This is a genomic window from Halorubrum sp. F4, from assembly GCF_027257195.1.
Taxonomy (GTDB): Archaea; Halobacteriota; Halobacteria; order Halobacteriales; family Haloferacaceae; genus Halorubrum.
In genome coordinates this window covers 471,674-495,579 of the sequence record NZ_JAPDFS010000003.1, presented here as the reverse complement: position 1 = coordinate 495,579, position 23,906 = coordinate 471,674, and the positions used below count along the sequence as shown (strand labels likewise).

Genomic DNA, 23,906 nt, shown 5'->3' with positions numbered 1-23,906 from the left:
ACTGCCCCTTCGAGTCCCGCCCCGCAACCGCACCTCACCCTCCCCAGCCTCGTCGACCGGTCTCCGCTTCGCTCCGACCGGCCGACTCCCTCGCGCGTGCTGACTCGCGACCGCCGGAGGCGGCCGCTCGCAGGCACGCGCCGACCGCACCCGCCAAATCAACACGCCAACGTTCGATCCGTAGATCTATATAAAGGGGCGTGTGAACGTGACTCATACCGGCCGACACTCCCCCACCGTGTTGCGGTTTCGCACGACTCGAGCAAAGGATTTATATAGAATCACAATCAATCAATGGTTGTTATGTCACAGCGACAGCGGATGGGCAATCAGCCCATGATCGTACTTTCCGAGGAGTCGCAGCGAACATCCGGAAAGGACGCTCAGAACATGAACATCACGGCCGGCAAGGCGGTCGCGGAGTCCGTCCGCACCACGCTCGGCCCGAAAGGGATGGACAAGATGCTCGTCGACTCCGGCGGCTCCGTCGTCGTCACGAACGACGGCGTCACCATCCTCAAGGAGATGGACATCGACCACCCGGCGGCGAACATGATCGTCGAGGTGTCCGAGACCCAGGAGGACGAAGTCGGTGACGGGACCACGTCCGCCGTCGTCGTCGCCGGGGAACTCCTCGACCAGGCCGAGGAGCTCCTCGACCAGGACATCCACGCGACCACCCTCGCGCAGGGATACCGCCAGGCCGCCGAGAAGGCCAAGGAGATCCTCGAGGAGGACGCCATCGAGGTCACCGAGGACGACCGCGAGACCCTCGTCGAGATCGCCCAGACGGCGATGACCGGCAAGGGCGCGGAGAACTCCAAGGACCTGCTCGCCGACCTCGTCGTCGACGCCGTGCTCGCGGTCGCCGACGACGACGGCATCGACACGGAGAACGTCTCCGTCGAGAAGGTCGTCGGCAGCTCCATCGACCAGTCCGAGCTCGTCGAGGGCGTCATCGTCGACAAGGAGCGCGTCGACGAGAACATGCCCTACGCGGTCGAGGACGCGAACGTCGCGCTGTTCGACGGCGCCATCGAAGTGAAGGAGACCGAGATCGACGCCGAGGTCAACGTCACCGACCCCGACCAGCTCCAGCAGTTCCTCGACCAGGAGGAGGAGCAGCTGCGTGAGATGGTCGACCACCTCGTCGACATCGGCGCCGACGTCGTCTTCGTCGGCGACGGCATCGACGACATGGCCCAGCACTACCTCGCCCAGGAGGGCATCCTGGCGGTCCGCCGCGCGAAGTCCGACGACCTCAAGCGGCTCGCCCGCGCGACGGGCGGCCGCGTGGTCTCGAACCTCGAGGACATCGAATCCGACGACCTCGGCTTCGCCGGCTCCGTCGCCCAGAAGGACGTCGGCGGCGACGAGCGCATCTTCGTCGAGGACGTCGAGGAGGCCAAGTCCGTCACGCTCATCCTGCGCGGCGGCACCGAGCACGTCGTGGACGAGATCGAGCGCGCCATCGACGACTCGCTCGGCGTCGTTCGCACGACGCTTCTCGACGGGCAGGTCCTGCCCGGCGGCGGCGCGCCCGAGGCCGAGCTCGCCCTCCAGCTCCGTGACTTCGCCGACTCCGTCGGCGGCCGCGAGCAGCTCGCCGTCGAGGCGTTCGCCGACGCGCTGGAGGTCATCCCGCGCACGCTCGCCGAGAACGCGGGTCTCGACCCCATCGACTCGCTCGTCGACCTCCGCTCCCGCCACGACGGCGGCGAGTTCGGCGCCGGTCTCGACGCCTACACGGGCGACGTGATCGACATGGAGGCCGAGGGTGTCGTGGAGCCGCTCCGCGTCAAGACCCAGGCCATCGAGTCCGCCACCGAGGCGGCAGTCATGATCCTCCGCATCGACGACGTCATCGCCGCCGGCGACCTCAAGGGCGGCGGCAGCGACGACGACGGCGACGAGCCCGCGGGCGGCCCCGGTGGCGCCGGCGGCATGGGCGGCATGGGCGGCATGGGCGGCGCGATGTGAAGTTCGGCGAGAACACACACGCTCCACTCCGGACCTGACCTAACCACTCGCGGCACCGCTTCCGCCGACCGTCGTGTGGCCCTTCGGGCCTCGACGATACGCGATTTTTTCATCAACGACTCGACTGGATAGCGACGCGCTCGTCGAGCGGCCCCGATCATCGGTATTGACACGCACATTCGTCGGCGACGACACGAGGGTAACACCGGCGTAACCACGGGACGGCGGCGTCCGCGAGTGGTTAAGTTGCTCCCGGTCTTCCGATCGTCCGACGAGGTTCTCACGTTCACCATGCCACAACAGAAAGCCGACTACGCCGACGAGGCAGAGATCGACGCGGAACTGGACGAACTACCGGACGAGGAGACGGTCGAAGCGACGGTCGAACGCCTCGAGGAGCGCGGCTTCGATGTGATAGTCGTCGACGACGCCGACGAGGCGCTCGACGCGGTACAGTCGCAGATCCCCGCGGGCGTCTCCGTGATGAACGGGCACTCGACGACGCTCGAAGAGATCGGGTTCGACGAGTTCCTGAGCGAGGACGACCACGAGTGGGAGAGCCTCCCCGACCGGATCTGGAGCGTCGACGACGACGCCGAGCGACAGACCGCACGACGCGAGTCGCAGACGGCGGACTACTTCCTCGGCGGTATCAACGCGATCGCGCAGACGGGTGAGCTGGTCGCCGCCGACCTCTCGGGCAGCCGGATCGGCGCGTACCCGTTCGCCGCCGGCAACGTCGTCATCGTCTCCGGGACCAACAAGATCGTTCCCACGCTCGACGACGCGCTCGACCGGCTGGAGTCGGTCGCGTACCCGCTGGAGAACGAGCGCGCACAGGAGGCGTACGGCGTCGAGTCGGCGATCGCAAAGCAGCTCATCTACCGCCGCGAGACGGAGGAGGGTCGGACGACGGTCGTCCTCGTGCGCGAACAGCTCGGGTACTGACCACGAGCACGTCGCCGGCCGACGGCGACTCGTCACGCGTTCTTCCTCCGGTTTTCACGCCCGTAAGCCGTAGCGCCGTCTCCCACGGTTACGTTGCACGATCCGGCAGGACTCGGATCCCACTCACACGATCGCCTCGCTTCGTCGCCGGCGCCCCGTGCCGGCTTCCTGCGAGATCGACGGTCTCGCAACGTTCGGCGCTGCGTGTTCCCTGATTCGAATCACTCCTGCCGGTTCCCTCACCGCCTCGCTGCGGCTCGGCGGTTCAGTGTACGGGCCGGGAGGGATTCGAACCCCCGACCGTCCGGTTAAAAGCCGGACGCTCTCCCTAACTGAGCTACCGGCCCGCGTCACTCGATAGGATCAGACCACGGATAAACGTTTAGAAACGGCAGGGCCCGGCGGTTACTCCTCCGCGGGCGACGACGCGAAGTGCTCGTCGAGCGCGGTCGCGACGATCGTGTCCGGGTCGACGTTCCGCATCGCGGCCCGCCGCCGCAGCTCGACGTACGTCTCGAGCGGGAGGTCGAGACCGATCCGGCCGAGATCGACGCCGACCTCGCGGGTCGCGCTCTCCACGTCCTCGCCGTCGTTGATCGCCGAGGCGACGGATCGAACCTCCCGGACGGTCATGTCCCCGTCGATGGCGGCCCACGCCAGGAGGTACCGATCGCTCCCGCCGAGCCGGGCGACGTGTTTGGCCGCGCTCGGCGTGATGTATCCGCGGGCGACCTGCCGCCGGATCGCCTGCGGGAGGTCGTGAACGCGAGCCCACTTGCGGATGAACGCCACGGTGACCTCGTCGCCGGCACGAGCCGCGGCCTCCTTGTACGAGCCGACGCCGCGCACGAGGGCCGCGCAGGCGGCGGCCCCGCGAAGCATCAACACGTGATCGTCGTCGCCGACCTCGCCGGCCGCGAAGCGACGGACCGTCTCCGCGGCCTCGGCGACGCTCTCGGGATCGTCGGGATCGAACCCCACCGCCTCGGCCGCACGCTCGCCGGTGACCGCCGGATCCGAGCGAACGACGGGTTCGCCGACGGGTGACCGACGGTCCGCGCGTGACTGCTCGTCCATACTCGTTCTTCGCGCCCGACTACATAAGCGGCGGGCACCGTGGCAGGTATCGCAGACGACTCGGAGAACGCGCTCGGAGGACTACCCGTCGTCGTCATCAGCGCCGGGGGCGTCGTCAGCGCCGTGGTCACGGGGCGCGGTGGCGACCGGTCCGCCGGCCACCAGCTCCTCGGCGACGACGTCCGCCCCCACGAGCGCCGGGTCGACCGCGAGGTCGGCGACGCCGGCGACGAACTCCGGTAACGACCGGCCCGCGTACGTCACGACCGTCACCGACGGGTTCAGCTCCTTCGCGACCGGGATCCCCGTCGCCTCGTCGGGATCGGTCAACACGAAGTAGTCGGCGTCGCCGATCCCTGCGTCCTTCAGCGCGTCCGCCGAGACCACGCCCTCGATCCGCGACACCGTCGCGCCGAGCGCTTCCAACTCCTCGCCGATCCCGTGTTCGTCCGGGCCCGCGACGACCGCGGTACACGCGTCCCCCGCCATCACTCGTACTCGATGGTCGCGGGCGGTTTGTGGGTCACGTCGTAGACGACGCGGGCGACGTTCTCGTTTTCACCCGTTATGCGGCTCTGGATCCGCTGGAGCGTGTTCCAGTCGATCTCCTGGGCGCGTGCGGTCATCCCGTCGCGGCTCTCGACCGAGCGCACCGCGACGACCCAACCGTGGACCCGGTTGTCGCCCTTCACGCCGGTCGCCTTCCCGATCACGGCCCCGAACGCCTGCCAGGGATCGTACTCCTCGAGCTCCTCCTCGACGACGTGGCACGCCTCGCGGGCGACCGCCGCCTTCTCCGGGGTGACCTCGCCGACGACCCGGACGGCGAGTCCGGGACCGGGGAACGGCATCCGCTCGGAGATGACCTCCTCGAGGTCGAGCGCGCGGGCGACCTCGCGGACCTCGTCCTTGTAGAGGTCACGCACCGGCTCGACGATCCCCTCGAAGTCGACGACCTCGGGGAGCCCTCCCACGTTGTGGTGCGACTTGATGTTCCCCTCCGACTCGATGCGGTCGGGGTAGATCGTTCCCTGAACGAGGTAGTCGGCGTCGACGTCGCGGGCGACCGTCTCGAACTCGTCGATGAACCCCTCGCCGATGACGTGGCGTTTCTCCTCGGGATCGACCACGCCCTCGAGCCGGTCGAAGAAGCGCTCCTCCGCCTCGACGATCCGCAGCGACTCCATGAACGAGAAGGTCTCTCGGACACCCTCGGTCTCGCCCTTCCGCATCAGCCCCGTGTCGACGTACACCGGCGTGAGCCGGTCGCCGATCGCCTCGTACGCCAGCGTCGCCGCGACCGAGGAGTCGACGCCGCCGGACAGGGCGATCACGGCGTTCGCGTCGCCGACCGCCTCGCGGATCTCCGCTACCGCCTCGTCGATGAACTCGTCCGTCTCGACCATCTATAGCCTCACGTCCGCGTTCCGCTCGGTTGTGTCCGTCGATCCGAGCGCCGCCTCGACGAGGGCGACGAACGGCGGGCTCGCCCGATCCGGTCGTGACCGGAACTCGGGATGTGCCTGCGTCCCGAAGAAGAACGGGTGGTCCGGCCGCTCGAGGATCTCCATGCGGTTGTCGGCGCGCCCGGAGAAGACGAGTCCGTCGGCCTCCAGCTCGTCGATATACTCGGGGTTCACCTCGTAGCGGTGGCGGTGCCGCTCGGTACAGGAGTCCGCGCCGTACACCGACGCCGCGAGCGTTCCCGGCTCGATGTCCGTCTCGTGAGCGCCGAGCCGCATCGTCCCGCCCATGTCCTCGGTCTCGTACTGCTCCGGGAGGAGATCGATGACCGGATGCGGCGTGTCGGCGTCGATCTCCGCGGAGTGAGCGTCCTCGAGTCCGAGCACGTTGCGTGCATGCTCGACGACGGCCATCTGGAAGCCGAGACAGAGCCCGAGGAAGGGGACGTCGTTCTCGCGGGCGTACCGCACCGCCTCGATCTTCCCGTCGGTTCCGCGCGAGCCGAACCCCCCGGGGACGACGACCGCGTCCGCGGACGCGAGCCGCTCTTCGTGCTCCTCGCGGGTCTCGTCGGCGTCGACCCACAACACGTTGACCTCCGTCCCCGTCTGGATGCCGGCGTGTTTCAGCGCCTCGTGGATCGACATGTACGCGTCCTCGAGGGCGTACTTGCCGACGAGCGCTACGTCGATCTCGTCCTCGCGGTCGCGCGTGACGAGCTCGCGCCACTCCGTCGAGCGCTCCGCCTTCGGGAGCGCCTCGTCGGCGAGTCCGAGTCGCTCCATCACGTACTCGTCCAACCCCTCGTCCTCGACCATCAACGGGACGTGATAGATGTCCTCGACGTCGGGGTTCGAGAAGACGGCGTCCGTGGGAACGTCACAGAAGAGCGCGATCTTCTCTTTCGTCTCCGGATCCAGCCGGTCCTCGCAGCGTCCGACGAGCACGTCGGGCTGGAGACCGATCGACCGCAGTTCCTTGACCGAGTGCTGGGTCGGCTTCGTCTTCTGCTCGCCGTTCTTCGAGTAGGGAACGAGCGTGACGTGGGTAAAGAGGATGTCCTCGTCGTCCTCCTCGTGGGCGAACTGCCGGAGCGCCTCGAGGAAAGGCATCGACTCGATGTCGCCGACGGTGCCGCCGATCTCGATCAGACAGACGTCCGACCCCTCGGCGGCCTCGCGGATGCGTCGTTTGATGTCGTCGGTGACGTGCGGGATGATCTGGACGGTCTTCCCGAGGTAGTCGCCGGCGCGCTCGCGCTCGATGACGTGCTGGTAGGTCTTGCCCGTGGTGACGTTGTGGTCGAAGGTCATGTCCGTCCCGAGGAAGCGCTCGTAGTTCCCCAGATCGAGGTCGACCTCGCCGCCGTCCTTCAGGACGTACACCTCGCCGTGCTCGTACGGGTTCATCGTCCCGGCGTCGACGTTGAGGTAGGGGTCCACCTTCACCGCGGTCACGTCGAAGCCCGCGTTCGAGAGGAGTCGGCCGGTGCTGGCGGCGGTGATTCCCTTGCCCAGCCCGGACATGACTCCCCCCGTGACGAACACGAACTTCCGACCCAACGAGGGATCGTACCCCGTATCGGGATCCGTTGGCATATCGACCGTCCGTCAGGGGCCGGCAAAACCGTTTCGGAGGGGTTCCGAACCGGACCAAACGAACACGATCGTCCGTGTGGATCGGAACGAAGCGATCGTTCGTCGAACGGGAACCATCCGCACGCCGGATCGCGAGGAAGAACCGGGACAGTTCGACCGGAAGCCGGCAGTCAGGGCGCGATCGCCGGCTCCAGTCGGCGGCGGTCCTCGACCGTCGCGTCACAGACCGGACACGTGTGGGTGGTCCGTCCCGCGCTCTCCCGGACGATCCAGTCGCCGGAGAGGCGGCTCTCGTGGCCGCAGTCGGGGCAGAACAGCACCGCCTTCGGGCGTGCGTTCGTGTCGTCGGTGGAGGCGTGATGAGTGGACACTGTCGGTGGCTACTGTAGGCGTTCGCCGCGAATAACGTTGTTGGCGGGGATCGATCGGGAAGGATCCGGTTGACGACGGTCCGATCCGCCGGATCGTGCTCGGCCCGTCATCGTGAGGAGAGTCGGTAGGTCGTCGCCGTCGAGGTGCCCACGATGATCGTCATCAACGTCCCAGCCAACCGCAACCACCCTGCAACCGCGGCCGCTCCGCAACCGCACCTCACGCCTCCCCAGCCTCGGGCTCGGCGACCCGCCGGAACCGCTGGCGGGTCGCCCCGCCCTCCACCGGAAATCGAAGATCTCCGAGCAGCCGGCGCTCCGCGCCGGCGACCTCGCGCGGGCTACTCGCGGCCCCTCGGCCGCTCGCAGGCACGCGCCACTGCGGAATCACTCACCGTCGAGATCCGCAGCAGTCGTCGACGTCGGGGCGGGGAATTATTGTCTCCGCGGAGGTTCAACCGGGACGATGACCGAAGCCAGCGGTTCCGACGGGGGGGACGTCCGACCTCGGGTCGTGATCAGCGACACGAAACTCACGAGCCTCGAGACCGAACGCGAGGTCTTCGGCGAGGAGGTCGACCTGATACAGCGCCCCCTCCGCTCGGCCGAGGCGGTGATCGAGTCGGACCCGGACGCGATCGTCGTCGACGCGTCGACGCCGATGACCGCCGAGGTCCTCGAGGGCTGTTCGAACCTGCTGGCGGTCGTCCGCGCCGGCGTCGGCGTCGACAACATCGACCTCGCGGCGGCGGACGCCCGCGGCGTGGCCGTCTCGAACGTCCCCGATTACGGCATGGACGAGGTCTCCGCGCACGCGATCGGGATGTGCGCCTCCCTCGTCCGGGGGATCCCGACGGCCGCGGCGGACACGGCGGCGGGCGGCTGGAACTGGCAGATCAGCGCCCCGCTGTATCGCCCCGCAGAGCTGACCGTCGGCGTCGTCGGCTGCGGGCGGATCGGCCGGGAGACCGTCCGGAAGGCGACCCCGCAGTTCGGCCGCGTCCTCGTTCACGATCCGTACGTTCCCGAGGCGGAGATCCGTGCGCTCGACGCGGAGCCGGTCGGTTTCGATCGCCTGCTTCGCGAGAGCGACGCGATCTCGATCCACACGCCGCTGACGCCGGAGACTCGAGGGATGTTCGACGGGGACGCCTTCGAGACGATGCGCGATCGCGACGGGATCGAGCGCGACGGATCGGGGACGATCCTCGTGAACACCGCCCGTGGCGATGTCGTCGACGCCGACGCGCTGGTCGAGGCGCTGTCGGACGGGACGGTCCGGTGCGCCGGGCTCGACGTCCTGCCCGAGGAGCCGCCGGTAGACGACCGGCTGGTCGGCCGCGACGACGTCGTCGTCACTCCGCACGTCGCGTGGTATTCCGAGGAATCGAAGCGCGAGGTTCGGCGCAAGGCCGCCGAGGAGGCCCGGCGGTACCTCCGCGGCGGGGAGGGGATCTATCGGATCGATCCCGAGACGTACGGGAGCGTACCCGGTTCCGCGGAGTGATTCGGGGGAGGCGAACGGGGGGAGACGAACGGGAACGCGACCGGTACGGCCGATCGGAACGTTCAACATCTCGTCGATTCGGGATCGGACCGTGACCCGAGCCCTCCTCCCCGCAGCCGTCGCGGTCGTCGCCGCGGCCGCGGCCTCCGTGACGCGCCGGATCGCCCCGATCCTCCTCGAATCGTCGATCGACCTCCCGGCCACGGACGCCCTCTCGCTGTACGTCGCCGGCGGCCGGTTCGTCTCCTTCGTGCTCGTCTACGGCGCGCTCCTCGGCGTCGCCTACCGGATCGGTCGAACGCGAGGCGATCTCCCCTGTGTCGGGACGATCGCGGTCACCACCGGCGTCGTCTCCGCGGTCGCGTACCTCGTCGTGACGGCCGGGACGCTCCTCTGGCTCGGCCCCCAGCAGGGCGCGATCACCGCGGTCCTCGCGGTCGGATCGAGCGTCGGCTTCGGCGTCCAGCTGGCGGTCGTCGCCTTCGCGGGGCTGGCGCTGGGGCGGCTCCGAAGCCCGGACGACGCCGCGAGCGCGTAGCCGTCCGCGGCGTGGCCCGCCTCGTCCCGCCCGCTCCGAGAGCCCGGTCGAACCGCGGGTGAATCCGCGGGCGAAACGCGATCGGCTCCGACCGGCCTCGACGGGCGGGTCGGACCGCCCCCGATCCCATCGATCTCCCGAACGGCCCGTAGAACCGGGTAAAACCGGATCAAATCCGAGTTAATCGGGCTTAACGGAGTTCCCGACTTATGGGGAACGGGCGGTACGACCCGAGTGGACATGAGCGAACGCACGATACGGCTGCTGGTGATCGCGGTCGTCACGATCGGCGCGGTGACCGGCGTCGCGGCCGCCGAGGAAACGCTCGGCGTGACGGTCGAGGACGCCGACGGCGAACCGACGGTCACGGTGACCGAGAACGACTCCGCGGTCGAGAACGCGACGGTGATCGTGAGCGTCGCGGACGACGAGGCGAACGCCTCGTACGCGGGGACGGGCGAGTACGCGACCGACGAGAACGGCACGGTCGACCTCCCGGCTCCCGAGGAGGACGTGACGGTCGAAGTGACCGCGACCGACGGGAACGCGACCGGCTCGACGACCGCCGACCTCGACGCGCCCGACGGGCTCGAGGTGGACGTCGAGGACGCCGACGGCGAACCGACGGTCACGGTGACCGACAACGACACCGCGGTCGAGAACGCCTCCGTGAACGTCACGACCGTGACGGGGGAGAACGCGACCGACGACGCCAACGCGACCTACGTCGGCGAGGGGAACTACACGACCGACGAGAACGGCACGGTCGATCTTCCGGCTCCCGAGGAGAACGTCACGGTCGAGGTGACCGCGACCGTCGGGAACGAGAGCGTCTCGACGACCGCCGACCTCACCGTAGACGATGACGAAGCGGACGAGGACCGGTCGTTCGGACAACTGGTTCGCGAGTTCATCGAAGACATCGGGGATCGTGACGGCGGCATCGGGAGCGCAGTCTCCGACTTCGTAACCGAGAACAACCCCGGGAACGCCCCCGATCACGCCGGGAGCCCCGGTGGCCCGAACGACGACCCTGCCAACGCCAGCGACGACGCTGACGGGGACGACGCGTCCGGAAACGCGCCTGCCGAGGCCGAGAACGGTGACGACGGCGGGCAGGGCCCGCCGGACCACGCAGGGAACGACGCTGATAAGAATGAAGACGACGACGTTGACGAGGACGACGCTGACGAGGACGACGCTGACGAGGACGACGGCGAGGATGCGGATGAAGGCGAGTCTGAGGAAGACGATGCCGACGAGAACGACGCTGACGAAGCCGACGACGGCGAGGACGACAGCGACGACGAGGACGAACACGAAGACGATGACGCGGACGACTCCGACAACGGAAACGGTCCCGGTAACGCGCCCGGAAACGGCCCGCCGTAGCTGACGGACGGTACGGCCATCGGTGACTGAGCGCGGACGACCGACTGCGAACGACCGGCCTCTTTTCGATCGCGACCCGGTGTCGGCATCGTTTAGTGTGCGGTGAGCGAACCGGAGGACATGAGCGAGAGCACGTATCCGCCGGTCACGGAGCATCTTTCGGATCCCGACGCGGCCCGCGAGGAGGGACGTCGAAAGATGGACTGGGCGCTCCAGCACATGCCGATCCTGAACGCGCTCCGCGAGGAGTTCGAGACGGAGCAACCCCTCGAGGGCGAGACGATCGCGATGGCGATGCACGTCGAGGCGAAGACGGCGAACCTCGTCGAGCTGCTCGCCGACGGCGGCGCGGAGGTCGCCATCACCGGGTGTAACCCGCTCTCGACGCACGACGACGTCTCGGCGGCGCTGAACGAGCACGAGTCGATCACCTCCTACGCGGTCCGCGGCGTCGGCGATGAGGAGTACTACGACGCGATGCACGCGGTCGTCTCCCACCGGCCGACGATCACCGTCGACGACGGCATGGACATGGTGAAACTCGTCCACGAGGAGTACCCCGAGCTGATCGACTCGATCCTCGGCGGGGCCGAGGAGACCACCACCGGAGTCCACCGCCTGCGCGCGATGGACGCCGACGGAGAGCTCCACTACCCGGTCTTCGCCGTGAACGACACGCCGATGAAGCGGCTGTTCGACAACGTCCACGGCACGGGAGAGTCCTCGCTCGCGACCATCGCGATGACGACGAACCTCTCGTTCGCGGGCAAGAACGTCGTCATCGGCGGGTTCGGCTACTGCGGCAAGGGCGTCGCGAAGAAGGCGGCCGGCCAGAACGCGAACGTCATCGTCTGCGAGGTCGACCCGCGAAAGGCGCTCGAGGCCCACATGGAGGGCTACGAGGTGCTCCCGATGACGGAGGCCGCGGCGAAGGGCGACGTGTTCGTCACGACGACGGGCAACCGCGACGTGATCACCCGCGAGCACTTCGAGGTCATGAACGACGGCGTCCTCCTCGCGAACGCGGGCCACTTCGACGTGGAGATCAACCTCGAGGAGCTCGACGACCTCGCGGTCGACCGCTTCGAGGCCCGCGACGGCGTCGAGGGGTACGAGATGTCCGACGGGCGCGTGCTCAACGTGCTCGCGGAGGGCCGGCTCGTCAACCTCGCCGCGCCCATCGCGCTCGGCCATCCGGTCGAGGTGATGGACCAGAGCTTCGGCGTCCAGGCGGTGGCCGTCCGCGAGCTCGCCGAGAACGCCGACGACTACGAGCCCGGCGTCCACGACGTCCCCGACGACCTCGACCGCGAGGTCGCCGAGATCAAACTCGCCGCGGAGGGCGTCGACCACGACTCGCTCTCCGAGGAGCAGCGCGAGTACATGGGTAGCTGGGAGCACGGGACCTGACGCGGCGGTTCGGATCGTTCCGCTCGACCCCGCTGAGACGGAGATTCACACACACGATGCGGTCGGCGCGCCCGGGAGCGGGCCGGCGGCCCGCGACCGGCCCGCGAGGGACGCCGCGAGCGTAGCGAGCAGCGAGGCTGGGGAGGCGTGAGGTGCGGGGCGGTACGACGCGGGGTGGTAGGGTGCGGGTGGGATTCACCTCGCGTCGTCTCCGCGACCCGACCACGCGCGGTTTTTCACCGTCCGACGCCTACGGCGTCACAGTGACAGTCACGAGCCTCCACGACCCGAGCCACCGCGAGGCCCTCTGGGAGCTGGAGGCGGCGTTCGACCGCGGGGACCTGATCAGCGTCTTCGGCCGCTGTACGGTCTCCTACGAGGGGCGCGCCGCCTCCGACCTCGGTGCCGGCGACCGCCTCCTTCTCCTGAAACCCGACGGGGCCGCACTCGTCCACACCGACGAGGGCCGCCAGCCGGTCAACTGGCAGCCGCCGGGGTCCGAACACCGCGCCGCGGTCCGGGAGGGGCGGCTCCGCGTGGTGTCGACCCGAACGACCCCGGACGAAACCCTCACCGTCCGCTTCTCCGACGTCCACCAGCTCTCCGCGATGCCGGTCACCGGCGGCCGCGACCTCGCTATCCACGGAACCGAGGAGGACCTCCGGACCCGGATCCTCGAACGCCCCGACCTGATCGAACCGGGCTTCGAGCCGCGGGAGACCGAGCGGCCCTCCAGCGCCGGCCCGATGGACGTCTTCGGGATCGACGCCGACGGCAACCCGGTCGTCGTGGAGCTGAAACGGCGGCGGGTGGGCCCCGACGCAGTCGGCCAGCTCGCCCGATACGTGCGGGCGCTCCGCGAGGAATTGGGCGTCGACGAGGAACGCGACGATCCCCTCGATAGCGACGGTGACGACACCGCAGCCGACGCCGACGCAGCCGAGATCGACGGCGATGACACCACAGCCGACACCGGCGCAGTCGATCTCGAAGTCCGCGGCGTGCTCGTCGCCCCCTCGATCACCGACCGCGCCGCGGAGCGGCTCGCGGACCGCGGGTTCGACCACGTCGCCCTCGAGCCGGCCCCGGAGGAGTGAAGTCCGTGTCCCTCTCACACGAGCGGTCACACACGGCTACGCACACGACTTCCCACCGTCTCCGTCGCGGTATCGAAGGCTTTATCGACGCAGCGGAGGCTACATCGGACAAGTAACCATGTCCGACAAACCCGCCTCTATGTACCGGACGATAGACAAGCCCTCGTACACCCGGCGCGAGTACATCACGGGCATCCCCGGCTCGAAGATCGCCCAGCACAACATGGGCGACCTCTCCACGGAGCCCGACGACTACCCCGTCGAGATCAGCCTCCGCGTCGAGGAGGAGCTCCAGATCCGCCACGGCTCGCTCGAGAGCGCGCGCCTGTCGGCGAACCGCCACCTGATCAAGGAGCTCGGCGAGGGGAACTACAAGATGACCCTTCGAAAGTTCCCCCACCAGGTCATCCGCGAGAACAAACAGGCGACCGGCGCGGGCGCGGACCGCGTCTCCGACGGGATGCGCCAGGCGTTCGGCAAACCCGTCGGGACGGCCGCCCGCCTCGACAAGGACGACGTGGTCTTCACGGCGTACTGTACGGTCGACCAGGCCCCCGTCGTGAAGGAGGCGTTCCGCCGCGCGTACAACAAGCTCTCGCCGCCGTGTCGGATCACGGTCGAGCGGGGCGAAGAGCTGCTCGTCGCGTAGACGACCTACCCCGGCGGTCGACGCGCCGTCTCTTCACCTGCAGTCCCTCCGCTTTGCTTCCCCCGAAGTACCGACCCGGAACGCCCGCTTCCGAGACGAATCGCTGAAATACCTCGCTCGCGTACCGTTCCACAGTGTCAACGCAGCTGGCCGAGGTCGAGACGCTGTTCCTCCACGAGGCTCGGAGCGACTACACCGTGGTCGCGAACCGGGACGGGAGCCGGGTGCTTCGCGGTCGCTTGGAGCTCAAGGAGACGTCGGCGGGCCCCAGACCCGGGAAGTTCCGCGTCATCAGGGACGGCGAGGACCACCCCAGGTCACCCGACGAGTTCGTCGACCTCGCCCGCGCGGCCTCACGGATCCGGATCTCGGAGCAGACCTCCCCGGAACGCCGCGAGCGTCTCCGGGAGATGCTCGACGGCTACCAGCTGGAGGCGATGACGGTCCGGACCTGTCGACGCTGCGCGAACGACGGCCGCTACGGTCCGATCACCGCCGAGACCGCGATCGAACACAACGGCGAGCACGTCTGTCGGGACTGCGCCCGCCGCGAGCTCGAACGGGAGCTTTCGTACAAGGGCGATTTCACGGGCGCAGCGGAGGAGCGATTGGAGGAGCTCCTCTACGATTCGAAGGACCTCGACCGGATCATCAACCTGCTCTCGGGCGGGCTCGACCCCGACCTGACCAAGTACGACGAGGTGTCGGCCACCGTCGAGGACGTTTCGCCGGTGCGAACTGACGAACTCGATCTCCACCCCGACCTGGCCGATCACGTCCAGGGCCGCTTCGAGGAGCTGTTGCCCGTCCAGAGCCTCTCGGTGCGGAACGGCCTGCTCGACGGCGACGACCAGCTCGTCGTGAGCGCGACCGCGACCGGAAAGACCCTCGTCGGCGAGCTGGCGGGGATCGACCGGGCGCTGAAGGGCGACGGGAAGCTGCTGTTTCTGGTCCCGCTCGTCGCGCTCGCCAATCAGAAACACGAGGACTTCGAGGACCGTTACGGCGACTTACTCGACGTCTCGATCCGCGTCGGCTCCTCGCGGATCGCCGACGACGGCAACCGGTTCGACCCGAACGCGGACGTGATCGTCGGCACCTACGAGGGGATCGACCACGCGCTCCGGACCGGGAAGGACCTCGGCGACGTGGGAACGGTCGTCATCGACGAGGTCCACACGCTGAAGGAGGGCGAGCGCGGCCACCGGCTCGACGGCCTGATCTCGCGGCTGAAGTACTACAGCGAGGACCGGATGGCGACCCACGAGGGCTACGGCGGCACCCAGTTCGTCTACCTCTCGGCGACGGTCGGCAACCCCGAGTGGCTCGCCGAGAAGCTGCGCGCCACCCTCATCGAGTTCGAGGAGCGCCCCGTCCCCATCGAGCGGCACGTCACCTTCGCGGACGGCCGCGAGAAGGCCGATATCGCCGACAAGCTCGTGAAACGCGAGTTCGACACGAAGTCCTCGAAGGGGTACCGCGGGCAGACGATAATCTTTACCAACTCGCGGCGGCGCTGTCACGAGATCAGCCGGAAGCTCCGATACGACTCCGCGCCGTACCACGCCGGGCTCGACTACGGCCGCCGCAAGAAGGTCGAGCGCATGTTCGGCGACCAGGAGCTGTCGGCGGTCGTGACCACCGCGGCGCTGGCCGCGGGCGTCGACTTCCCCGCCTCGCAGGTGATCTTCGACACGCTGGCGATGGGGATCGAGTGGCTCTCGGTCCAGGAGTTCTCCCAGATGCTCGGGCGGGCGGGCCGGCCGGACTACCACGACCGCGGCCGGGTGTACCTCCTCGTCGAGCCCGACGCAGTCTATCACAACTCGATGGATCGGACCGAGGACGAGGTGGCGTTCACCCTGCTCAAAGGCGAGATGGAGGACGTGGCGACCCTCTACGACGAGACGGCCGCCGTCGAGGAGACGTTGGCGAACGTCGTCGTCGCGGGCAAGCAGGCGAAGCGGCTCAACGACCGGATGATCGGCGACGTGCCGACGAAACACGCGGTCGGGAAGCTGCTCGAGTGGGAGTTCATCGACGGCTTCTCGCCGACGCCGCTCGGACGGGCGATCTGTCGGCACTTCCTCGCGCCCGACGAGGCGTTTCGGATCCTCGACGCGGTCCGGAAGGGAACCGACCCCTACGACCTCGTCGCGGACCTCGAGCTGTACGACGACGGGGAGTGAGCCGCCGTCCGGAACGACGAACGAAACGCTTTAGCGGCTCATCCGGGTAGTGATGGACGCGGGACCATGGGTTAGTGGTATACTTCGGGCCTTGGGTGCCCGTGACCCCGGTTCGAATCCGGGTGGTCCCATCCTGCCGCTGCTCGCGGACTGCTCGCAGCGGCAGGTGGAGCGGATTCGAAGCAGGGAACGGAGCGAGCGTAAGCGAGCGGAGTGACTGAGGTTCGAATCCGGGTGGTCCCACTTTCGCGGCGCAGGCAACTTCGCGAGCGCCGCGGCCGCGAATCCGCACAGTCCAGTTCGGCCCCGCGCTGACCGCAGTTCCTTTCGTCCCTCCGTCCCCCGCCGATCCCGGCGAAGCGTATTTCACTCGATGCTTCGTCCGGGAGGGCATGGACGTCCTCTGTGTCGACGGCGATCCGGACTCCCTCGCGCGCACGGTGGCGTCCGTTCGGCGGGAGCTCCCCGACGCGATGCCGCGCTCGGCGAGGACGGCCGAGGCGGCGCTCGATCTGCTCGCGACCGACTCGATCGACTGCGTCGTCAGCACGCTCGAACTACCCGACGGAAGTGGGACCGATCTGCTGGAATCGGTACGGTCCTCCCACGGACCGCTTCCGTTCGTCCTCGCCCCGAGAGCGGGGGCCGGAAGCGAGTCGCTCGCCGCCGCCGCGGTCGAAGCCGGCGTCTCGGCGTACGTGCCGTCGGGGTCTGAGGACGGGGACGAGAGTCGATACGTGCGGATCCCCGCGTGCGTCCGCGATGCCGTCGAGGGGAGGGTCGACTCGACGGCGTCCGAACACGCCCGCCAGCTCGAGGCGCTCCACGAGGCGAGCGTCGGGCTCATCGCCGCGACCAGCCACGAGCGCGTCGCGGAGGTGGCCGTCGCGGCCGCGAGCGACATCCACGGGCTGGAGGCCAGCACCGTGTACCTGTACGACGCCGACGCGAACGTGATCGAACCGATCGCGTCGACGCCGGCCGCGTTGAACCTGTCCGGCGGCCCGCCGACGTACCGACCGGGCGAGAGCATCGTCTGGCGCGTCTTCGAGCGGGGCGAGCCGGAGGCGGTCGAGGACGTGCCGTCCGATCCGGACGCGTACAACCCGAACACGCCGATCCGGAGCCAACTCACCCTTCCGCTCGACGAGTACGGCGTTCTCGTGTCCGGCTCCCACGACCCGGGGACGTTCGACGAGCGCGACGTGACGCTCGGCCGGATCCTGGCGGGGAACGTCGTCGCGGCGCTCGAGCAGGTCGATCGGGCGCGGACCCTCGAGGAGCGGAACGAGCGGCTCGACGAGTTCGTCCGCGTCGTGAGCCACGACCTCCGGAACCCGCTCGCGGTCGCGACGGGGAGACTGGAGTTGACCCGTGCGGAGCTGGCCGACGCCGGAATCGAGAGCGAACACCTCTCGAGCGTCGAGTACGCGCTCGACCGGATCGAGGCCCTGATCGACGACCTGCTCCGGCTCGCGAGGGAGGACGACCCCGACGTCGACCTCGAGCCGATCCGGCTGTCGGCGCTCGTCGACCACTGCCGCGGGGCCGTCGACACGGAGAACGCGATCCTCCGAACGGCGACCGACCGTACCTTCCGCGGGGACCGCGGCCGCGTCCGTCAGTGTTTCGAGAACCTGGTTCGAAACAGCGTGGAACACGGTTCGACGAGCAGCCAGCCGCAGGCCGGCGACAGCGTCGAGCATGGCTCGACGAGCAGTCGGCCGCAGACCGACGACAGCGTAGAACACGGCGGCGACGCCGTGACGATCTCCGTGGGCGTTCTCGCGGACGGAACGGGGATATACCTCGAGGACGACGGGCCCGGGATCGCGCCCGAGAACCGCGAGAAGGTCTTCGACCCCGGCCATTCGACCCGACGCGACGGGACCGGCTTCGGCCTGCGGATCGTCGAGCGGATCGTCGAGTCACACGGCTGGGAGATCGGAGTCACGGAGGGCGAGGCCGGCGGCGCGCGGTTCGAGATCACGGGCGTCGAGTTCGTCGCGGACGACGCCGTCGAGTGAGCCGAAAGCGAACGCGTCGACGCGATCACCCTCCGAGGTGCGTGATGTCGCGGCGAAGCGAGTATCCCTTAGGGACTCCGACCGCTCCGAGACACGCCTCACACAGCACCCGCTCGTAGTCCCGGTTGGTCTCCTTCTCGAGGAGGGACACCGCCTCGAGCGGAAAGATCGACTCGCACCGATCGCACTCCGCCTTGTCGCCGTCGACGATCTTCATTCGACGGCCTGTTCGTCGGACCCATATAAAAGATCGCGGGCAGCGTTATCACTGAGCGAAACGTGATGGTTCGAAAAAACGCGGTGCGATGGGGCGATCGCGCCCCGATCTTCGGTGCGGTGAGCGCCGGGTTCAGCCGAACAGCTCGCCGAGACCCTCGCCGCCGTCGCCTTCGTCCTCGTCGTCGTCGTCCGCTTCGGCCTCGTCGGCCTCGTCCTCGTCGTCATCGTCCGCTTCGGCCTCGTCGGCCTCGTCGGCGGAGCCCCCGGCGGCCGCGCCCGCGGCGGGAGCCGCGGCGGCCGTCTCGATGGCCTCCTCGATGTCGACGTCCTCCAGCGCGGCGACGAGCGCCTTGACGCGGGATTCCTCGACGTCGACGCCGGCGGCTTCCAGCACGCCGGTGACGTTGTCCTCGTTGATCTCTTCGCCAGTCTCGTTCAGGATGAGCGCAGCGTAAACGTATTCCATTGGTGTAACCTCGTGTTATCCGAACATCGCGCCGAGACCCTCGCCGCCGTCGTCGCCGTCGTCCTCGTCGGCGTCGTCGTCGGTGGAATCCTCGGCGTCTTCCGTGTCTTCGTCCGCCTGTTCCTCCTCGTCGTCGTCGGCCACCGGCTCCGGTGCCGGGGCGGCCTCGACGCCCTGGAGCTCCTCGGGGAGCGCCTCCTCGTCGTCGATCTGCGCGGCGAGCGCGCGGAGCTGGGCGTCGGCCTTCCCGATGAGGTCGGGCACGACGTCCGGGCTCTCGATCTCCGCGAACAGCCCGACCGACTTCGCCTCGCCGGAGGCCTTCGCGAGAAGGGTGCCGGCGGTGGCGGCCGTCGGGTAGGCGGCGTTGACGGAGAGGTTGCGCGCGGCGGCCGCGGCGGACTGAACGTCCGCGCGGTACTCGTCCACGTCGATGGCGAGCTCGTCCGGCTCGAAGAGGACGCCCTCGGAGTAGACGCCCTTCAGGTCGAGCCCGACCTCCTTCGGCTCGATGCCGAGCTCGGTCAGGACGTTCGCGAGGTCGTCGTCGACGACCTCGCCCTCCTCGAGGACCTTCGAGTCCTCGGTGACCTTGATCGATCCGTCCATGATGCGCGCGGACGCGCCCACGGTCTGGAGTTCGCCGACGAACGGTCCCGGGTCGACGCCGGTGTCACCCTCGGGGATGACGACGTCGTTCGGGGAGACTTCGCCCGCGTTGATCGGGGCCGGCGTCTTCGAGGCCTCGAGCTGTTTGTAGAGTCCGAAGGGGTTGTCGTTGGTACCGATGAGCGCGACCTGACCGGAGACGTATTCGGTCAGCTCCTCGACGCCCTCATCGACCTCCTCCAGCGCGCGGACGGTGAGCGTGTTGCGGCTCATCCGGACGTCCGCGAAGCCGTGAAGCTCGCGGCGCATGGCCTGGAGCTGGCGGCTCGGGATGCCGGCGACGCCGACGATCCCGACGGAGTTGAACGAGTCGATGAACTCGACGAGCTCGTCGACCTCCTCGCGTTTCCACTGCGGGATCGTCTCGGTCTTGCGGACGGTGCTCATACGGGCACCTCCTTCGCGGGACCCATCGTGGTCTTCACGTAGATCCCGTCGATGTTGAGCGGACCCTTCTCGAGGTCGGCCTCGAGTCGGCGGATGATGACGTCGATGTTGCTCGAGATGTCCTCCGAGGACATGTCCTCCGCGCCGACGCGCGTGTGGAACGTGCGGCGGTCACGGGAACGGAGCTGCACCGTGTTCTTCATCCGGTTTACTGTCTCGACGACGTCGTCGTCCGGCTGTAGTGGAGTCGGCATCTTGCCGCGCGGACCGAGGACGGTACCGAGGTACCGACCGATGTCCTGCATCAGGTTGGCCTCCGCGACGAAGAAGTCGGTCTCGTCGGCCAAGTCCTTCGCGCGGTCGTCGTCGTCTCCGAGGTCGGCGAGGTCCTCGCCGTCGAGGACCTCGTCGGCGACTTCGGCGGCGCGGACGGCGGTTTCGCCCTCCGCGAAGACGACGATGCGTGTCTCCTGTCCAGTTCCAGCCGGCAGCACGACGGACTCGTCGACGCGATTCGACGGATCGTTGAGGTCGAGGTCTCGCAGGTTGACGGCGAGGTCCACCGTCTCGCGGAAGTTCCGCTCGGGGGCCTCATCGAGTGCGAGGGTCACGGCCTCTTGTATTGTGTCTGCCATTTTCACCTCCGTAGTACGCAGGTCGCTCCTACGGGTCAGTGAAACAGGCGAAGCCTGTCTCATCGGAGAGTGGCCCATCGGACGCTTAAAACCGTCGAAGCGACGTTCAGCGTGCGAATCGCTCACGTCCCCGTATCGGTTCGGTACGGCCTCAGCACGGTACGATCCCGACATGGTACGGCCCCAGAGCCCCCCCAACGCTTTCGTATCGCCGTTCCGATCCTTGTAACATGTCAGAACGTGACACGATGGATCGTGACACGTCAACGCGAACGGCACTCGTGACGGGGGCATCGAGCGGTATCGGCCGTGAGATCGCTGATATGGCTGCTTCCGACGGATACGACCTCGTACTCACGGCCCGTCGAGAGGAGCGTCTCGAGGAGGTCGCCGGAATGGCGGAGGCGGAACACGGCGTGTCGGCCACGGTCGTGGCACAGGACCTCGCCGAACCGGACGCGGCCGATCGACTCCACGAGGCGATCCGCGACGCGGGGATCGACGTCGACGTGCTCGTCAACAACGCCGGCGTCCCGCTGTACGGGGAGTTCACGGAAACGGATCGGGAGGCTGAACGGGGCATGCTCCGGGTGAACGTGACGGCACCGACCGAGCTGACGAAGCTGTTCGTTCCCGGAATGGTCGAGCGTGGCCGAGGCGGCGTGCTCAACACCGCGTCGCTCACCTCCTTCTATCCGGTTCCCGGGAAGGCGGTGTACGGCGCGACGAAGTCGTACCTGCTCTCCTTCTCCCGTGCGCTCGCCCACGAGGTCGAGGACGAGGGAGTCACCGTCACCGCTCTGTGCCCCGGCGTCGTCGAGACTGAGTACGCCGAACGGGGAAACGTCGACGAGAGTGGCACGATGTCGGGCGTGACGAACGATCCGCGGAGCGTCGCCGAGGCCGGCTGGAACGGATTCCGCGACGGCGAGCGGATCGTCCTTCCGTCCGGGTTCGCCTCGTATGCGGCCCAACTCACCCGCGTGCTCCCTCGCCGGACCGTAACCGACCTCGGCGAGCAAACCATCGAGGAGGGCGCGTCCTGGATCTGAGACGGCGTACCCCGACGCGGTCGCGATGGGATTCGACGTTCGTCGATCCCGAAAACGTCGGATAGGGGAACCCTTTTGACGCCGCTCGTCGACCCACGAGGTAATGATTCAGGGTGGTCCTGCGTGACGATGGACGACCGCATCGAGGACCTCCGGGACCGCCGCGAGCGGGCCGCGAAGGGCGGCGGCGACGAGCGGATCGCCGCCCAACACGACAAGGGAAAGATGACGGCCCGCGAGCGGATCGACTACTTCCTCGACGACGACACGTTCCACGAGTTCGACCGGTTCCGCACCCACCGGAGCCACACGTTCGGGATGGAGGAACAGCGGATCCCGGGTGACGGCGTGGTGACGGGATACGGCGAGGTGAACGGTCGGAAGACGTTCGTGTTCGCCCACGACTTCACCGTCTTCGGCGGCTCCCTCGGCGAGGTGTTCGCCGAGAAGGTGTGCAAGGTGATGGACAAGGCGATGGACGTGGGCGCGCCCGTCGTCGGGCTCAACGACTCCGCGGGCGCACGGATCCAGGAGGGCGTCGCCTCGCTCGGCGGCTTCGCGGAGATATTCCGGCGAAACACGGAGGCGTCCGGCGTGGTCCCACAGATCTCGGCGATCATGGGCCCCTGCGCCGGCGGCGCGGTGTACTCGCCGGCCATCACGGACTTCACGTTCATGGTGAAGGACACCTCCCACATGTTCATCACCGGACCGGACGTGATCGAGACGGTCACCGGCGAGGAGGTGACCTTCGAGGAGCTCGGCGGCGCGGTCACCCACACCTCGACGTCCGGCGTCGCCCACTTCGCCGAGGAGAGCGAGGAGGACGCCCTCGATGACATCGCTCGTCTCCTCTCGTACCTCCCGCAGAACAACGTCGAGGACCCCCCGCGCGTCGAGCCGTGGGACGACCCCGAGCGCGCCGACGAGTCGCTGACCGAGGTGGTCCCCGACGCGCCTCGCAAGCCCTACGATATGCACGACGTGATAGACGGCGTCGTCGACGAGGGCTCCTTCCTCGAGGTCCAGGAGAACTTCGCGAAGAACGTCGTCGTCGGCTTCGCCCGCCTCGACGGCCGCTCGGTGGGGATAGTCGCCAACAACCCCCGCGTGAACGCCGGCACGCTCGACATCGAGTCGAGCCAGAAGGCCGCACGGTTCGTCCGCTTCTGTGACGCGTTCAACGTCCCGATCCTCACCTTCGAGGACGTGCCGGGGTTCATGCCCGGAACCGACCAGGAGCACGACGGGATCATCCGCCACGGCGCGAAGCTGCTGTACGCCTTCTCGGAGGCGACCGTCCCGCTCCTGACGGTCATCACCCGGAAGGCGTACGGCGGGGCCTACTGCGTGATGTCCTCGAAACACATCGGCGGCGACGTCAACTACGCCTGGCCGACCGCGGAGATCGCGGTGATGGGCCCGAAGGGGGCCGTGAACGTGCTCTACCGCGAGGAGCTGGAGGCCGCCGAGGACACCGAGGCGCACAGGCAGGAACTCATCGACGAGTACCGCGAGGAGTTCGCGAACCCCTACACCGCGGCCGACCGCGGCTTCATCGACGACGTGATCGAACCGACCGAGACCCGCGCCCGCCTGATCGACGACCTGGAGATGCTGACGGGCAAGCGCGCGGAGGGGCCCGACAAGAAACACGGCAACATCCCGATCTGATGGCGAGCGACACGCCCGCGGAGGAGGCCCCGATCGGGGGGTTGTCGATCCCCGACGACGCCGCCGACGAGGAGGCGGCCGCCATCGCGGTCGCGGTCGCCGCACACCTCCGCGACTGCGAGGCGGCCGCGGCCGCCGCGGCCGACGACGAGGAGGCCGACTGGCGCGGAGACCGCTGGGGGTTCGCCGGGCGATTGGAGTCGGTTCGGGGCCGTCGCGCTCGCGTTCCCGAGACCGTGCCCTCCGACCCGTGGACGGCCGCCGGCCGGCTCGACCGGTTCTGAGCCCCCGGGGACCGGTCGCCCGTCCCGCTCCCGGTCGCTCACTCCTCCGGGTCGGGGTCGGGATCGATCTCGGGGTCGGCCGCGTTCCCGCCGCGGACCGCCCCGACGACGCGGTTCACGACGACCGGGAGGACGCCGGCGATGAGGACGAGGACGCCCACGCGGACGAGCACGGAGGCGTCGGTCAGCGCCGAGAGCCCGAGGTAGACGGCCGCGCCGACGAGCACCGACGGCAACACGTAGGGGTTCCCTGCCGAGAGCATATCCGAGGAT

General features: G+C 68.5%; 24 protein-coding genes and 2 tRNA genes. 14 read left to right on the top strand and 12 right to left on the bottom strand.

What is annotated here, in order from left to right:
• Nucleotides 1-336: 336 nt before the first annotated feature.
• Nucleotides 337-1,980 (top strand): thermosome subunit alpha, encoded by a 1,644-nt coding sequence (gene thsA, locus OKW78_RS10880; protein WP_281195212.1) that lies wholly within the window; start codon nucleotides 337-339, stop codon nucleotides 1,978-1,980.
• A gap of 291 nt (nucleotides 1,981-2,271) precedes the next feature.
• Nucleotides 2,272-2,928, top strand: a complete 657-nt coding sequence (locus OKW78_RS10875; protein WP_281195180.1) for a lactate utilization protein — start codon at nucleotides 2,272-2,274, stop codon at nucleotides 2,926-2,928.
• Between the two features lie 273 nt (nucleotides 2,929-3,201).
• Here OKW78_RS10875 and OKW78_RS10870 read toward each other — a convergent pair.
• From OKW78_RS10870 to OKW78_RS10840, 7 genes are all read right to left on the bottom strand, one after another.
• A tRNA-Lys gene (locus tag OKW78_RS10870) sits at nucleotides 3,202-3,275 on the bottom strand.
• Nucleotides 3,276-3,333: 58 nt separating this feature from the next.
• The gene (locus tag OKW78_RS10865) at nucleotides 3,334-4,005 is read right to left on the bottom strand and encodes a hypothetical protein (protein WP_281195179.1); all 672 of its coding nucleotides are present in this window, start codon (nucleotides 4,003-4,005) and stop codon (nucleotides 3,334-3,336) included.
• An 81-nt stretch (nucleotides 4,006-4,086) separates the two neighbouring features.
• Nucleotides 4,087-4,494 carry a CTP synthetase gene (locus tag OKW78_RS10860; RefSeq protein WP_281195178.1) on the bottom strand — a complete coding sequence of 136 codons (408 nt, stop codon included), beginning with the start codon at nucleotides 4,492-4,494 and terminating at the stop codon, nucleotides 4,087-4,089.
• Nucleotides 4,494-5,411: a glutamine-hydrolyzing GMP synthase gene (gene guaA, locus OKW78_RS10855; protein WP_281195177.1), complete on the bottom strand. Its 918-nt coding sequence runs from the start codon at nucleotides 5,409-5,411 to the stop codon at nucleotides 4,494-4,496. Before guaA ends, OKW78_RS10860 begins: the two co-directional genes overlap by 1 nt.
• On the bottom strand, nucleotides 5,412-7,067 hold the full coding sequence (locus OKW78_RS10850) for a CTP synthase (RefSeq protein ID WP_281195176.1): 1,656 nt from the start codon (nucleotides 7,065-7,067) through the stop codon (nucleotides 5,412-5,414).
• Nucleotides 7,068-7,237: 170 nt separating this feature from the next.
• The gene (locus OKW78_RS10845) at nucleotides 7,238-7,438 is read right to left on the bottom strand and encodes a hypothetical protein (protein WP_281195175.1); all 201 of its coding nucleotides are present in this window, start codon (nucleotides 7,436-7,438) and stop codon (nucleotides 7,238-7,240) included.
• A 220-nt stretch (nucleotides 7,439-7,658) separates the two neighbouring features.
• Nucleotides 7,659-7,811 carry a hypothetical protein gene (locus OKW78_RS10840; protein ID WP_281195174.1) on the bottom strand — a complete coding sequence of 51 codons (153 nt, stop codon included), beginning with the start codon at nucleotides 7,809-7,811 and terminating at the stop codon, nucleotides 7,659-7,661.
• Nucleotides 7,812-7,904: 93 nt separating this feature from the next.
• Here OKW78_RS10840 and OKW78_RS10835 point away from each other — a divergent pair, with 93 nt between their 5' ends.
• From OKW78_RS10835 to OKW78_RS10795, 9 genes are all read left to right on the top strand, one after another.
• The gene (locus tag OKW78_RS10835; RefSeq protein ID WP_281195173.1) at nucleotides 7,905-8,945 is read left to right on the top strand and encodes a C-terminal binding protein; all 1,041 of its coding nucleotides are present in this window, start codon (nucleotides 7,905-7,907) and stop codon (nucleotides 8,943-8,945) included.
• 91 nt (nucleotides 8,946-9,036) lie between these two features.
• Entirely contained in the window at nucleotides 9,037-9,483 is a 447-nt protein-coding gene (locus OKW78_RS10830; RefSeq protein WP_281195172.1) for a hypothetical protein, read from the top strand.
• A 240-nt stretch (nucleotides 9,484-9,723) separates the two neighbouring features.
• Nucleotides 9,724-10,875, top strand: coding sequence for a hypothetical protein (locus tag OKW78_RS10825; RefSeq protein ID WP_281195171.1), 1,152 nt, complete (start codon nucleotides 9,724-9,726; stop codon nucleotides 10,873-10,875).
• A gap of 120 nt (nucleotides 10,876-10,995) precedes the next feature.
• The gene (locus OKW78_RS10820) at nucleotides 10,996-12,285 is read left to right on the top strand and encodes an adenosylhomocysteinase (RefSeq protein WP_281195170.1); all 1,290 of its coding nucleotides are present in this window, start codon (nucleotides 10,996-10,998) and stop codon (nucleotides 12,283-12,285) included.
• 263 nt (nucleotides 12,286-12,548) lie between these two features.
• Nucleotides 12,549-13,382: an endonuclease NucS gene (gene nucS, locus OKW78_RS10815; protein WP_281195169.1), complete on the top strand. Its 834-nt coding sequence runs from the start codon at nucleotides 12,549-12,551 to the stop codon at nucleotides 13,380-13,382.
• A gap of 118 nt (nucleotides 13,383-13,500) precedes the next feature.
• The gene (locus OKW78_RS10810) at nucleotides 13,501-14,031 is read left to right on the top strand and encodes a 50S ribosomal protein L16 (RefSeq protein ID WP_122105734.1); all 531 of its coding nucleotides are present in this window, start codon (nucleotides 13,501-13,503) and stop codon (nucleotides 14,029-14,031) included.
• A gap of 134 nt (nucleotides 14,032-14,165) precedes the next feature.
• Nucleotides 14,166-16,220: a DEAD/DEAH box helicase gene (locus tag OKW78_RS10805; protein WP_281195168.1), complete on the top strand. Its 2,055-nt coding sequence runs from the start codon at nucleotides 14,166-14,168 to the stop codon at nucleotides 16,218-16,220.
• Nucleotides 16,221-16,280: 60 nt separating this feature from the next.
• A tRNA-Pro gene (locus tag OKW78_RS10800) sits at nucleotides 16,281-16,351 on the top strand.
• Between the two features lie 261 nt (nucleotides 16,352-16,612).
• On the top strand, nucleotides 16,613-18,247 hold the full coding sequence (locus OKW78_RS10795; protein WP_281195167.1) for an ATP-binding protein: 1,635 nt from the start codon (nucleotides 16,613-16,615) through the stop codon (nucleotides 18,245-18,247).
• Nucleotides 18,248-18,272: 25 nt separating this feature from the next.
• On the opposite strand, the gene OKW78_RS10790 is transcribed toward OKW78_RS10795, so the two are convergent.
• From OKW78_RS10790 to OKW78_RS10775, 4 genes are all read right to left on the bottom strand, one after another.
• Nucleotides 18,273-18,464, bottom strand: coding sequence for a hypothetical protein (locus tag OKW78_RS10790; protein ID WP_281195166.1), 192 nt, complete (start codon nucleotides 18,462-18,464; stop codon nucleotides 18,273-18,275).
• A gap of 132 nt (nucleotides 18,465-18,596) precedes the next feature.
• The gene (rpl12p, locus tag OKW78_RS10785; protein WP_281195165.1) at nucleotides 18,597-18,932 is read right to left on the bottom strand and encodes a 50S ribosomal protein P1; all 336 of its coding nucleotides are present in this window, start codon (nucleotides 18,930-18,932) and stop codon (nucleotides 18,597-18,599) included.
• Between the two features lie 15 nt (nucleotides 18,933-18,947).
• Nucleotides 18,948-19,988, bottom strand: a complete 1,041-nt coding sequence (locus OKW78_RS10780; protein ID WP_281195164.1) for a 50S ribosomal protein L10 — start codon at nucleotides 19,986-19,988, stop codon at nucleotides 18,948-18,950.
• Nucleotides 19,985-20,623, bottom strand: a complete 639-nt coding sequence (locus OKW78_RS10775; RefSeq protein ID WP_281195163.1) for a 50S ribosomal protein L1 — start codon at nucleotides 20,621-20,623, stop codon at nucleotides 19,985-19,987. The genes OKW78_RS10780 and OKW78_RS10775 overlap by 4 nt, the downstream gene beginning before the upstream one ends.
• A 230-nt stretch (nucleotides 20,624-20,853) precedes the next feature.
• Between OKW78_RS10775 and OKW78_RS10770 the strand changes: the two genes are divergently transcribed.
• From OKW78_RS10770 to OKW78_RS10760, 3 genes are all read left to right on the top strand, one after another.
• The gene (locus OKW78_RS10770) at nucleotides 20,854-21,675 is read left to right on the top strand and encodes an SDR family oxidoreductase (protein ID WP_281195162.1); all 822 of its coding nucleotides are present in this window, start codon (nucleotides 20,854-20,856) and stop codon (nucleotides 21,673-21,675) included.
• Between the two features lie 129 nt (nucleotides 21,676-21,804).
• Complete coding sequence (locus tag OKW78_RS10765; protein ID WP_281195161.1) at nucleotides 21,805-23,349, top strand: acyl-CoA carboxylase subunit beta; 1,545 nt, start codon at nucleotides 21,805-21,807, stop codon at nucleotides 23,347-23,349.
• Complete coding sequence (locus OKW78_RS10760; RefSeq protein WP_281195160.1) at nucleotides 23,349-23,633, top strand: hypothetical protein; 285 nt, start codon at nucleotides 23,349-23,351, stop codon at nucleotides 23,631-23,633. Before OKW78_RS10765 ends, OKW78_RS10760 begins: the two co-directional genes overlap by 1 nt.
• A gap of 38 nt (nucleotides 23,634-23,671) precedes the next feature.
• On the opposite strand, the gene OKW78_RS10755 is transcribed toward OKW78_RS10760, so the two are convergent.
• Complete coding sequence (locus OKW78_RS10755; RefSeq protein ID WP_281195159.1) at nucleotides 23,672-23,896, bottom strand: hypothetical protein; 225 nt, start codon at nucleotides 23,894-23,896, stop codon at nucleotides 23,672-23,674.
• Nucleotides 23,897-23,906 lie beyond the last annotated feature (10 nt).